Source organism: Hyphomicrobium sp. (assembly GCF_035548195.1).
Taxonomy (GTDB): domain Bacteria; phylum Pseudomonadota; class Alphaproteobacteria; order Rhizobiales; family Hyphomicrobiaceae; genus Hyphomicrobium_B.
In genome coordinates this window covers 51758-64088 of record NZ_DASZTY010000009.1, presented here as the reverse complement: position 1 = coordinate 64088, position 12331 = coordinate 51758, and the positions used below count along the sequence as shown (strand labels likewise).

The 12331-nt window shown below is 58.2% G+C and carries 10 protein-coding genes and 2 pseudogenes; 5 read left to right on the top strand and 7 right to left on the bottom strand.

The window, feature by feature from the left end:
- Positions 1 to 15 precede the first annotated feature (15 nt).
- Both VHB22_RS02735 and VHB22_RS02730 read left to right on the top strand, forming a co-directional pair.
- Complete coding sequence (locus VHB22_RS02735; protein ID WP_325455418.1) at positions 16 to 645, top strand: hypothetical protein; 630 nt, start codon at positions 16 to 18, stop codon at positions 643 to 645.
- The gene (locus VHB22_RS02730) at positions 570 to 920 is read left to right on the top strand and encodes an ABC transporter permease (protein WP_325455417.1); all 351 of its coding nucleotides are present in this window, start codon (positions 570 to 572) and stop codon (positions 918 to 920) included. The genes VHB22_RS02735 and VHB22_RS02730 overlap by 76 nt, the downstream gene beginning before the upstream one ends.
- A 126-nt stretch (positions 921 to 1046) precedes the next feature.
- On the opposite strand, the gene VHB22_RS02725 is transcribed toward VHB22_RS02730, so the two are convergent.
- The 7 genes and pseudogenes from VHB22_RS02725 to VHB22_RS02695 all read right to left on the bottom strand — a co-directional run bounded on the left by VHB22_RS02725 (position 1047) and on the right by VHB22_RS02695 (position 10003).
- Complete coding sequence (locus VHB22_RS02725) at positions 1047 to 2087, bottom strand: FAD:protein FMN transferase (protein WP_325455416.1); 1041 nt, start codon at positions 2085 to 2087, stop codon at positions 1047 to 1049.
- A gap of 9 nt (positions 2088 to 2096) precedes the next feature.
- On the bottom strand, positions 2097 to 2645 hold the full coding sequence (locus tag VHB22_RS02720) for a nitrous oxide reductase accessory protein NosL (RefSeq protein WP_325455415.1): 549 nt from the start codon (positions 2643 to 2645) through the stop codon (positions 2097 to 2099).
- A complete protein-coding gene (locus VHB22_RS02715; protein WP_325455414.1) occupies positions 2642 to 3472 on the bottom strand; it encodes an ABC transporter permease subunit in 831 nt (276 codons plus the stop codon). The genes VHB22_RS02720 and VHB22_RS02715 overlap by 4 nt, the downstream gene beginning before the upstream one ends.
- Positions 3469 to 4389 (bottom strand): ABC transporter ATP-binding protein, encoded by a 921-nt coding sequence (locus VHB22_RS02710; RefSeq protein WP_325455413.1) that lies wholly within the window; start codon positions 4387 to 4389, stop codon positions 3469 to 3471. The genes VHB22_RS02715 and VHB22_RS02710 overlap by 4 nt, the downstream gene beginning before the upstream one ends.
- Entirely contained in the window at positions 4386 to 5759 is a 1374-nt protein-coding gene (locus tag VHB22_RS02705) for a nitrous oxide reductase family maturation protein NosD (RefSeq protein WP_325455458.1), read from the bottom strand. Before VHB22_RS02705 ends, VHB22_RS02710 begins: the two co-directional genes overlap by 4 nt.
- Positions 5760 to 5773: 14 nt before the next feature.
- A pseudogene (gene nosZ / locus VHB22_RS02700) lies at positions 5774 to 7704 on the bottom strand (TAT-dependent nitrous-oxide reductase).
- 37 nt (positions 7705 to 7741) lie between these two features.
- A complete protein-coding gene (locus VHB22_RS02695; protein ID WP_325455412.1) occupies positions 7742 to 10003 on the bottom strand; it encodes a 4Fe-4S binding protein in 2262 nt (753 codons plus the stop codon).
- 121 nt (positions 10004 to 10124) lie between these two features.
- On the opposite strand from VHB22_RS02695, the gene VHB22_RS02690 reads away from it, so the two are divergent.
- From VHB22_RS02690 to VHB22_RS02680, 3 genes and pseudogenes are all read left to right on the top strand, one after another.
- A complete protein-coding gene (locus VHB22_RS02690) occupies positions 10125 to 10982 on the top strand; it encodes a ferritin family protein (protein WP_325455411.1) in 858 nt (285 codons plus the stop codon).
- 304 nt (positions 10983 to 11286) lie between these two features.
- The gene (locus VHB22_RS02685) at positions 11287 to 11652 is read left to right on the top strand and encodes a CBS domain-containing protein (RefSeq protein ID WP_325455410.1); all 366 of its coding nucleotides are present in this window, start codon (positions 11287 to 11289) and stop codon (positions 11650 to 11652) included.
- A 242-nt stretch (positions 11653 to 11894) separates the two neighbouring features.
- A pseudogene (locus VHB22_RS02680) lies at positions 11895 to 12159 on the top strand (transposase); the annotation flags it as partial.
- Positions 12160 to 12331: the final 172 nt, after the last annotated feature.

Below are 12331 nucleotides of genomic sequence, written 5' to 3'. Positions count from 1 at the left end.
ACATCTTGAGGGTCGATGGCCGGAGTGAACGTGGGCGGGAACGTTCCGCGCTTTCTGCACGGACTGAAATACCCAACCGGCAAGATCTGTAACGGCTTTGCTAAACGCCGCGTTGAGAGAGTTCGCGACGCTTGCCTCATCCACTATACTTGCCGGCACACTCACCTCGAAGAGCCGGCGGCGAGAATTTCGCCATCGCCGCTGATGATGTTCGCGGAAAATGCAATCTCGGCGTTGGGATTGGTCCGACGCCTGAACCCGCATTTCGAACGTGACGTGCTGGGAAATCGTAACCCGTCGCTACAGGCCGCCGTCGACGCCACGGCTATGGTGCAAGCGGGCATCGGCGTCGGTTATTCCCAGCAGTTCATTGCCACTGAAATCAACGATTTCGTTTTAAGGTCGGAGGCAATCCCAGTGCCGGCCGTCACTCTGTTCGTCCGGATCGCCTTCAATCCCAATGTGACGACCGCATGGTGCACCGCCGTCATGGGCATCATCAACTCCATCACCATGTTGGCGATCATTCTTTCCGTCCCGCGGTCGTACGCGAGCGCGAGCATGGCACGATGGGATCATCTGCTAGTGATGCCGCTTACGCCGTTCGAGATCGCCATGTCGAATATCTGGCCAATGCCCTGGTGATCACCGTCGCGGTCAGCCTATCGCTCACGTTCGTCGTACAAAAGCTGCTCAATATTCCAATTTCCGGTTCGGTGCCGTTATTCATGTTCGGCGTCGTACTTTATTTGTTTTTGGCGACCGTGGTCGGCCTGTTTCTGGCGACGATCGCCCGCACGATGCCGCAACTCGGGTTGCTCTACATGCTGGTGGCTATTCCGCTGAACATGCTCAGGCCATCCTTTATCGAGGTGCCGGTATCGATGTCGTCTGGCCAAAATTCCTGGCGGTGGCTTTGATTGGCGGACTATTCCAGGCACTGGCGCTCTATCGTTGCCGCAGTGTTTCGTCCTAGGCGAGATGAAACTTAGGATCGATGGCCGCGACGCTGGGCAGCGCTCGCACAGGCGCTATTGCCCACATGATCATGTCGGGCTTCGTGGGGTCGAGCCGAAATCCTGGTTGGTGCTGGACTTCAATTCGAATGACCCTGCCGCGGTCGAGATGAAAGCTCGCGTTCCGCTCGCGTGCTTCAACACGTCGAGGATGTGTGCATTATCCATCAGTGCAAACGCCGTCGAAAGAGAGTCGGCGAAGGCTGCCGTGTCACTGACGACGGACAAGGCTCGCGAAGGATCCGCACAGCGTCCCGTCACCGGATTGAAGATGTGATTGCATGCGCCGGATCTATCGAACTGAAACCCATAGGCGGCCGAAGTGGCAACCGCTTTGTTGACGATATCGATCGTCATCGCCTTTCGCTCATCGTTCGGAGGACCTTGCAGCGCCGCATGCCACGGCTCGCCATTCGGCCGCGCGCCGAGGGTACGAATTTCTCCCATATCAATCAGGCAGCTTTCAAGACCAGCCTCACGCAGTAAGTCGACCACGCGGTCGGTGATATAGCCTTGGGCGATGCCGTTAAGCGTCAGCGCCATGCCCGGCTTTTCGAGAGTGATCCTATCTCGGTTCGCTTGCACCTTGGACCAGCCGACGAGTCGTAATGCTCGATCGAGTTTTTCAGCAGGAGGGGGTGCGCTCACGCCAGCGTGCGCGGTAAAATGCTCGCAATAGCAGATCCATAGTGGCTGCACCGTTGGATCGAAAACACCGCCGGTTAAATGCCAGGCATGATCGCATTGGTTAAGCACATCCACCAGCTCCGGAGGCGGGGCGACGAGCACGCCACGTTTGTTCAGGTCGCAAAGTACGGAGCTGCTGTCGTAAAGCGTGAAGATTGTCTCGAGGCGCCTGGCTTCTACAATCACACGCTCAAGTAAGAGAGTTCCTGCCGCGCGGTCCGGATGATAGAGCCGGATGGTCGCGACGCCGCCTAGACAAATGCCTTGCCATTCTATCAAGGACGGATGTTCGTCACCGCGCGAAACGCCGAATGGAAGAAGGCCGAGTCCCGTGGCTGCGGCCGCGATGGTCACGAATTTTCGTCTTGTGGGAAGCCTCCTCATGTGACGCTCCTAGGGCGAGCCGCTCGTTTCAGAAGCTTTGCCGCGATTGTCCGTTCCTGTGTCCGAACCTAAAACATAGTCGGACGGAACCTCGGCAAACGAGACGACGCGGCCGCCGTTTATTTGCGCGAACTTGTCAGCCGCAGCGCGCTCCGAGAACGGCACGGTCTCGGGTGCGTCCATGCCGCCCTGCTTGCGACTGCCAATGACAAAAAATGCATGATGCGCCTCGACCCAGTTGTCGGCTCCAGGCTTTTCCCAGCTTGGCGCTTTGCCCATGTCGGAAACATAAACGGCAAGAACGTCTTTCGATTCCTCTGCGAGCATCGTGAAAGAAAACGCGTCGCGCGCGGAGGAGAACCACACGGGCTCGCTGCGGCTGGCAAGAATAATCTGCCCTTTGGGCCCTGGATGCTCGACAAGCGCCATGCCGCAGTAATGGCCGGTGGCCTCCGCGGTCAGCGTCCGTGGCGGAGGCAGTGCCTCGCTCGTCTTCTCGTGGCAACCCGCCATCGCGGAGCTCAACAGCGCCAGACCGATGACCAAAGCTCGCTTCAAAGCTCCCTCCGCGAAAAAGCAAGCCCTGCCAAGGCAAGCGGTACGATCACCCACGCAACGAGCGTCATAAGAAGCACGAGCGGGCTCAGCCGGCCGGACTCTGCAATGCCCGACATATTGGAGAGCACGCTGATGTTCTCCGCTCCCGCCAGATTGAAGAGGCGATAGATGTCCGTCGGATTGAAGAGCAGCAGCGCGCTTAAGACTGCCGATGAAATCGTTTTGCCCTGATCGACCACGAGAGCGCCCAGCAGGGCCATATCGAAAAGAACGACGAGCAGGAGCCAGATCCCTATTGCAACACCGGCCGCGGTAGCTCGCTCCCGCACGAGCGCGCTGATCAGATACCCGAGAGCAATGAAGACCGCGCCGAGCAGGATCGATGTCAGGATCATGCTGGTAAAGGCGACCCAGCTTGAGGCCGTGATCGCGGCGCCGGATACCGCCAGCGCGAAGGCAGCGGCACCATAGCCGAGAATCGTTGCGAAGCTCAGGACAGCCAAGTGACCCAAAAACTTACCGAGAAGAACCTGTAGTCGGCTCACCGGATAGCTTAGGAGCAGCAGCATCGTGCCCCGCTCCATTTCACCGACAATCGCGTCGTGAGAAATCAATAGGGCGACCAGCGGCACAACGAAAATTGTGAGACTCGATAAACTGACGATTACGACGTCGAGCGCGGCCGTACCGACATTGCCTGTGGGTGCACTGCCGAGAAATGCCAGTGACAGCGCGAGCGCCGCCAGAAGCAGCGTCATTGCGATGACCCAGCGATTGCGCAGGCATTCCTGAATCTCTTTTCCGGCGATCAAGAGCACGTTTTTCATAGTGCTTCACCGTGGGTGCGCAAGAAGTGCGCATAGAGGTCGTCAAGCGTCGGCTGAATGATGGTGACGTCCTCGGCAGGTCCGCCTTTATCGGTGGCGCGGCGAATGAGTGCGATCTTTGCGCCGGGCGCGGCATCGAACTCGACCAGATGGCCGTTGATCTCACGCCAGTTTGGAACGGGGCCAACGAGCGCTGCAAGGCCTTGCGCCTGGCCGGAGGCGACGGTCACGCGGATCCTGACCGGCAATCCTGCGATACGGTGCAATTGTTCGATGGAGCCGTTCGCCACCACGACGCCGCGGTTCATGATGATGACGCGGCGTGCGCGCTCCTCGAGTTCCGTCAGCGCGTGCGAAGAGAGCACGATCGTCGCCCCTGCCTGCTGCAATTCTTGCACGATCTCGTAGAATTCCTGCCGGAGGGCAGGATCGAGACCCGTGGTCGGCTCATCAAGGAGAAGAAGCAGCGGATCTCCAAAAAGCGCCTGAATCAAACCGAGTCGCTGCCGCATCCCTTTCGAGTAGGTTCGAATCGGTCGGTTCGACGCTGCGGTCAGCCCGACGCGCGCGAGGAGTTCATCGATTTTCGCCATCGGCACGTCCTTGAGACGGACGTAGAATGAGAGAACCTCCCGCCCCGTCAGCGCCCCGTTGAACGACACGCTTTCCGGAAGGTAACCAAGCCGTTTACGAGCCGCGAACTCTCCGGCAGCCGGGTCATCGCCAAGAACCCGAATGCTGCCTGATGTCGGACGCGAAAGGCCGACCATGAGCTTGAAGAGGGTCGTTTTGCCAGCACCGTTGTGACCGACGAGGGCGACGGTCTCTCCTGCTTCTAGCTTCAAGGAGACATCGCGCACGGCCTCGATGGCGCCGTATCGCTTCGTGACGTGATCAAGCTCGGCGATGGCTGTCACGGCCGCGCTCCTTCCTCATGAGGAATAGGAGGCAGTGGTGGGGCAACCATCAGCGGATGGCTATCAACGACCCCGCCGGGAAGCAGTGCCGGAAAGCGCGCCTGGGCCCAGCGAATGATCTGAACCGCCGGACTGTTGACCAGAACCTTGGCCTCGGGGGCAGTCCATAGGACTCTGTCGATGATGTCGTTTGGACGGTACGCAGCGTCGGCGATGCCATCGCCGTTGAGGTCGAAGGCCGGATTGTCACTCCAGAAATTGCCCCACCCCTTCTTCGACCAATCCAGATAACGGCTACCTACGTACTTCACTTGGTTGCGATTGCCGATGAAGGAGTTGCCGACGATTTCATTATTTTCCGACCCCGCGGTGAAATGGATTCCGATCTCGCAGCCTTCGAACCGATTATCGGCAAATCGGTTATTGTTGGCGTTGTAGATGAACACGCACTTCTCGGGCCCGATGCGCGCGCCCTGCGCGAGGGGCGGCACGGTTCCTTCGCCATTGCCTTTTGGTTTTCTACGGAGGCCCGAACTCAGCCAGCGCTCTGGCTGCTGCAGGCGTCCTCGGATGCGGTTTTCGGATATCTCGGAATTGTTGGCGAAGTTGAGCAACAACCCGTTGTCCCGGTCACCATCGGAAACATTTCCGCGCACACGCAGATGATGCGAATACATGATCGCCATGCCAACGGTGTTTCCAATCGAGACGTTGTGGCTTACCTCGCTATCGTTGGTGTACATGTAGTGGATTGCGAAACGCAGATCACGAAGGCGATTGCCGCTAAACGAGTTGTTGCGGCTGCTGACGGCGAAGATGCCGTCGCGCCCGAAGCGAACATCGTTGTCGAGAACCTTGGTGCCCGGTGCGTTCCACACTGATACGCCGTTGCCGGCCTCGCTGATGCGGATATTGGTCAGGCCGTCGATCACGTTGCTGCGCACCTGGGCGTCCGTTGCGCCGTGTACGTAAACGCCAAACAGATTGCCCTCGAGATGGTTCTTCACCACCAGCGCTCGTTCGGCGGTTTGCGCGAGGAATACTCCAGAATCCATGGTCTGGAGATTGCGTCCTGATCCCTTGATAGTTATCCCGCGGATCGTCACATCCGGAGAAGTGACGGTGATGACGCTGCTCTCGCCGTCACCGATCACGGTTGCGCCGGGTCTGGCGGTGAGCGTAGCGGGACGTTCGATCCGGATCGGGCCGCGGTATTCGCCCGGTGCGAGTTCGATGACGTCGCCGTCCTGCGCATGGTTAAGGATAGCCTGAAGCCCTGACCCCGGCGCAGCCGTGATCTGTGCCGCGCCGGCGAGGTCAGGGGTTCCGACGGCAAGCATCAGCACGAGGATGTGCAGGAGAATCTTCACATCGTTCTCCGGCGTCACGCGGCTCTCGGTTCCACCAGCATCCGCCCCTGCATTCCATATGCATGGCATGGCAGAACCACGAACAATAGTACCAGTACACTCCTGCCTTGTCGGCGGTGAACGTTACGGAAGCCGTTGCCTGCGGCGCCACTTCCATCTGGATGTCATAGTTCACGATCGAGAAGCCATGCGTGAGGTCTTCGACCGAGTCGATGTTGGTGACGTAGACGGTGACTTCCTCACCCTGCTTGACTTGGAAGTGGTCGAGGCCAAAGGCCGGCGCGGTGGACGTCATGTAGACGCGCACCTTGTTACCGTCGCGTATCACCTTGGAATCGGCTTCCAGGTTGACGCCGTCCGCCTTGGCCTGTTTCACCGCATCAGCGAAAAACGGATCCGCCCGATCCCAAATTGAAATTGGGTTGATCTTCGAACGGTGGACAATGGTGGCGTCGTGCGGCTCTGCGAAGCTCGGGCCGTCATGCACCAGCACCATCTTATCGCCAGAAATGTCGATGAGCTGATCGTTTTCCGGTTTCAACGGACCAACGTTGAGGAAGCGGTCTTTAGAGAACTTATTGAGCGAGATGAGCCACTTTCCATCCGCTTCCTTGGTTTGACCCATCGAGGTGTGGTTGTGGCCTGGCTGGTAATGGACGTCGAGCTTCTGGATAATCGGATCGACCTTCTCGCCTTTGAAGGCACGTTTGGCGAGATCGATGTTCCACTTGCAAACCTGGCTGTCGATGAACAGAGTGGTGTAGGCGTTGCCTTTTCCATCGTAGGCAGTGTGTAGCGGACCTAGGCCAAGCTCGGGCTCTGCCACAACGACGTCACGCGGCTTGATCTTGTCATCAAATAGCTGGTCGAACAGACGCACGTCGAATACAGTCACGGTCGGCGACAGCTTACCGTTGGCGACGACGTGGATGCCATCCGGTGCGGTGTTGATGCCATGCGGACTATTGGAGACCGGGACGTAGCGCGTATAGGCCGAGCCGTGGCGGCCATCGATAACGGGCACGCCATTCATTTCGTTAAAGTCGCCTTTCTTCACCGCCTTTTCGATGCGCTTGATGTTGAAGATGACGACCCAGTCCTGCTCGTTGGCCGTCATTTCAGCCAGCGTGACGCCTTCCTCGGAGTTGTAGCAAGTCGCAAAGGCGTATTTGCCCTGATAGTCGGCATCGACGTTGTCGAGATTGCCGTCGACGATGATCTGCCAGGCGACCTTCATTGTGTCGCCATCGACTGCGGTAAAGATGGCATGGTACTTTTTCGGGTCGTCGAGAATCTTGCCGTCATTCGGCAGCGGCACTCGATCCTCCCCATTGCAGAAGACATAGCCTGTACGAGGATATTTCTGCACACGCAGACCATGCACCGTATGTTGATTGGGGAGCTGGATGATCTTATCACAGCGCATGACATCGAGACGCACGCGCGCGACACGAGTATTCGCCTTGTCGTTCATGAAAATGTAGCGGCCGTCGTAGCTGCCGTCCGTGAACGACAGATGCGGATGATGTAAGTCGCCATTCATGTAAATGCCGCCGCGGGTTTTCAGAAACTCAACCGATTCCGGCAGCAGGCCTTCGGTCAGCACCTTTCGACTTTCGTTGGTGAGACCCCACCCCGTCGCGCTGCAACGATTGAACACGGGAACCCGGATGAGCTCGCGCATCGATGGAAGACCGATAATGCGCATTTCCCCACTCTGTCCACTGGAGAAGAAAACGTAATAGTCGTCGAGGTCACCGGGCGCGATTTCGGTTTTACTGTGCGGCGATTCCTTGGCGCTTGCGACTTGCGCATGTGCTCCGCCAACAACTTCGGAAACTCCGACCCCGGCTGCGATGCCGCTCATGCCGGCGGCGGCTATTACGCTTGTCTGCCCGAGTATATCGCGCCGAGTTAGGCCCTTTGTTTCCTTGCTGGTCGTCATGGCAACCTCCATCTGCCCCACGGCGTGGGTTTCGGTGCTAAGGTTTCACAATCTTCCCGACGTAGCTGATAAGTGGCCGTACCGGCTTCGTCGGTTCTTTCGTCGAAGGGAGCGAAAGTGCGGCGCTCCTTTCACGCTTCAGCCGCACTTGGATCATGTGCGGGCATCGGTGGTCGTCGTAATAGAGTTCCTGGCAGTGCATGCAGTAGATGCACTCATTGGCGTTGATGTGCCCCTCCGGATGTATCGACTGTACGGGGCATTCGTTGGCGCAACGCTGGCAGGGTGAGCCGCAGTCGGGCCATCGGCGCAGCCACTCGAACATCCGCATGCGCCCCGGAATGGCGAGCGCGGCACCCAACGGGCAAAGATAGCGGCAATAAAATCGTTCGACGAACAGGCCGGCGACGAGAAGCGCCGCGGCAAAAAGAACAAACGGCCAGTCACGTACGAACTTCAGGATGATCGCGGTCTTGAAAGGCTCGACCTCGGCAAGCTGTTCGGCCGCGCCAATCGAGTAGAGTGATACGCCAAAGAGCATCAGAAAGATCACGTACTTAATTGGCCATAACCGCTCATGCAGGTTCCACGCGACGCGAAGTTGCGGCACGCCTAGGGCTTTTGCCGCCGAGTTTGTCAACTCCTGCAGAGCCCCGAACGGACACAGCCAGCCACAGAACGGACCGCGACCCCAGAACAATAGCGAGATCGCCACCGCGGACCAGAGAATGAAAATCAGAGGCGCCGTCAGAAAATATTCCCAGCTAAATCCCGTCTCGAGGGCATTGGTGAATGTCAGCACGTTCACGACAGAAAGCTGCGCGTTGGCATACCAGCCAAGCCAGACAAGCGTGAATGCGAGGAAGCCGCGCCGGACCCATGTGTAGAAGAGTGGCCGGCTGACAAGTGCGTTCTGGAAGAAAAAGATCAGCGTCAGGACGGCAATGGCGAACGCTGTGATTGCGATCGAATCGGTATTGCGTCGCCACATCTGGTTCCAGAAGGGTTCCTCTCCTGCAGTCGTTGCCTGCGATTGCTCTGATTCAGGTGATGCCGCGAGTGGCACGGCGCCGCCCTCTGCGACCTTCGCTGCTGCTGCCGGGATTTTTTCACGGCGAATATAGCGGTCTGGCAGGGTATAAGGCAGGTCGAACGTCAAAAATGCTTTCTCGCGCGCGCCGGTCGACCGCTGAACGAGAAGCCGGAGATCCCAAGGCTCCGTCGGGTCGAATGCGAAATCATCCGGCACAGTAAAGAGCCCGATCTCATGTAGTGCCGGCGCGCCTTTCGCCGCGAGGTCACCAAGGCGCTCGTGATTGCGGTCGCGGAAGCGAATCCCCGAGCCACCCTGTTCGAGTTCGATCCGATCGAAGATGCCGCCACGAACGTAGCCCGACCCTTTGAATGAATAGAGGCCGTTGCCAGCGATAATCAGAGCTTGTTGCCCGGGCTTCAGGCGCTTTTGCAAGCGCTCGTGGGCAACGTCGCCGAGAAGGCTGCGTCCGATGACTGGCGCGCTCACGAGTGCGGTATAGAGATCGATGAAGGTGTCGTCAGGCTCGCCTTGTTCAGGGTGTGCCGCGGCTTCCTTGTTACCGGACTTTTCAAAAGCCTGGTTGATCTCGGCCACGGTGAGCGTCAGATGCCGTACCGAGCCATCACCCAGCAGACTCTGCCAATCGCGGCTTTCCTTTTGCGTCAGATCGATGGACTTCGTTTCTGTTTCGCCTGCCTTGGCCGCGCCAGCTTCGGGATTTGTGGGTGAAAGCCTCCCGCTCTTTACGATGCGCACGGCGGAACGCACGACGCTGTCGGCCATGACGAGAACAGTAACGGTCGCACCGCTCACGATATCCGGCTGAGGCGCCTGCTCCGTGCCCGCTGCAACGGCGCCCATGCGCGCACCGATCAGCTTGTTTATGGCTCCGACAACCCGCTGCTCGGGTACGCCGACAAGTACAATCGGTTCCTTATGGTCGACGAGCTTGAAACCCGTCAGTGTCCCTTGCTGATCGATCCCGACGAGGACGTGGATGGGTTTACCCGAATAGCCGATCGATGCGGTGAAGTCGGAATTCAGGTAAACGTAGCCCTGAAGTGCGTCGCCCACATAAACCGGAAGCAGGGGCGGCTCGCCTTGCGGTGTCCCGAAGCGCGTCGCTTTCGGAAAGAACTCCTGGGGTGTCGCCCGCGCTGCGAATTCTGCGAGCTCCGGCTTGGCAATCACAGGAGAGGTACAAATGAGGATGCCGCAGGCGATCAAGGTCGCGTGCAACCAACGAGTCAGCTTTGCAGCCACGGGGCAACCTCTCGGTCATCTGTAGCTACAGAATAATAGATGCATCAAGAATCGATGTTGATTTGGCTCAAACGTCGAAGTCGTCCAAACGTACAGAATAGCGGAGCCACGAGGTCGCGTCATGCCTTTCCTGAAATCAGAACCGGCCGGTCAGATCCGCACGATGAGCGAGTTTTTTGCACTCGCGCGCGCAATGGAAACGGATGCCGCCCGTCGCTATACGCAAACTGCCCAAGCGCTTCGTCGGCAGAATGCTTCAGCTTTGGCCGACCTATTCGAAGAGCTGGCCAAGGTTGAACTCGGACATGTCGAACAGGTCGAGGAGTGGGCCGAGCACAGGGCCACAATTGGCGGCACAGATGCACCGTGGCCGATACCCGATACGTTCGATGCCTCCCTGGAGGAGATCGTGCAGTCGAACCTGATGACACCGTATCGCGCCCTTGCCTCCGCGGTACACCACGAACAGCGCTCGTTTGCGTTCTGGACCTACGTTGCCGCGCACGCCGATGGTGAGGTGAAGAAAGCGGCTGAGCGGATGGCGAGTGAAGAGCTCGAGCACATCTCATTGCTTCGGCGGGAGCGGCGCAAAGCGTTTCACGCCGACCGGCGAAGGGCGGGCTCCGCGCAAGCGACGCTCGCCACCCTCGCCACCGTCGAACGGCACTTGGCCGATCTTGTCGGCGAACGCGCCGCGCGCGGGTTCAAGGCCGCCGAGATAGGGCCGATTGCAACGCAGTCCCGCGATGCCGCGGCACGGCTCGACGCTCTCGAAAAGATCGCGCGGCCAAAATTCTCGACCGTTGCCTTGCCTTCCAATCGAGAGAACGACATCGCCTCACTTTGCGAATATTTGGCGGAGGCATACCTGCGTCTGGCGGAAAACTCGCGCAACGAGCAAGTGCTCATTGCGGCCCAGGAGCTAGCCAAGAGCGCCATCTCTCGTCTGGAAAAGATGAACGTGCTGAAGTTGATCTGAGTGCGCTTTGTTCGCTCCTATCGGCTCTCGCTTTTGCCGTGCGCAAAAATTCCCTCGTGGGTGTTTCGGACTTTGCTCGCTACCGCAAACATACCGTCTTCATCAAGGGCTGGCGTCGGATGCCGTGCGAACAATAAGCAAACGGGCCTAGAGAGTGAGCCGGCAAGCTACCCTGGGCAGAGACGAAAGCACCCCATTCAAAGAGGAAGAGCGATCTTGCTAAGGCCTAAGCGGGAGGGCGATTTAATTGGGCATTGGGTTGATCGCACTGAGACACCGGAGATATCGTAGATTAGATGAAAGAATGCAGATGTTGGTGGAGAAACTGTTACCTCAAGCACGCGAGAGGCTCGTCACCATCTTAGATGAGGCTCCGTTAATAGAGGCGGCAAAGTTACTTCGCACCGGTATCGATATCGTTGTCGTTTGTGTTACACCGACCACCCTAGTAATGACGCGCAGCATTGTCACGTGCCAGCCCGGAGACTGGCTCCAAAATGTATGGGCGGTTATGAAGCAGCGGCAATTGAAGAATATTCCGGTGATCGATTCCGGGATCAAGCCGATTGGTGTGTTGAACGCGCGGGAAGTGTTGAATGTGCTGCTCGGAGAAGCAGAGAATGAAGAGGCACTGCTGCGTGATTACGTTATGAGTGTAGGCTATCATTAACTTGCTAATGCCGCATGGTGCAAAATTTATTGATAGATTTAGGTCTGCAGTAGCTCGCGGAGCGCGCTTGCTAACTCCGCTAGCTTGTAGGGTTTGTACAGGACCTTCAGGGTACTTCCCGTTGATCCTCCCCACTGAATTGGCCCGACTCGAAGTATGGACTTTTGCCCGAGGAGGACGGATATGGTGAGAGGAACTACAAGCCGGAGGAGGTCGTCTCGAAGCTGTGACGGGCGGACGTTCTGATCGCGCAAGGCTCTAAGATTCCGGATGTCGTGCGCACGCTCGGTGTAACGCAGGTGATGTACTACCGCTGGCGGCGTGAGTTTGGCAGTCTGCAAACGGACCAGGTCAAGCGGATGAAGGATCTTGAGTTTGAGAACCAGCGCCTGCGCAAGGCGGTGTTCGATCTCACGCTCGATAAACTGATCCTGGCGGAGGCCGCCAAGGGAAACTTCTAAGCCCTCCCGCCGCAGAGTTTGCATCGATCATGTCCGACGTGAGCTTCGAGGTAGGGGCGTGGGAAAAAGCGTGGAGATTGCCATGCTGAGTTATAACGCCATCGCGCGAACCATACGGAGGACTTTGTTCCAGCTCAAACGTCTTCGTCGCAGGACGCGATAAGGAAACCGCAGGTTGCGTTAGGGGCCGGAAAGGACATTCGCCGTATTGAACCGCG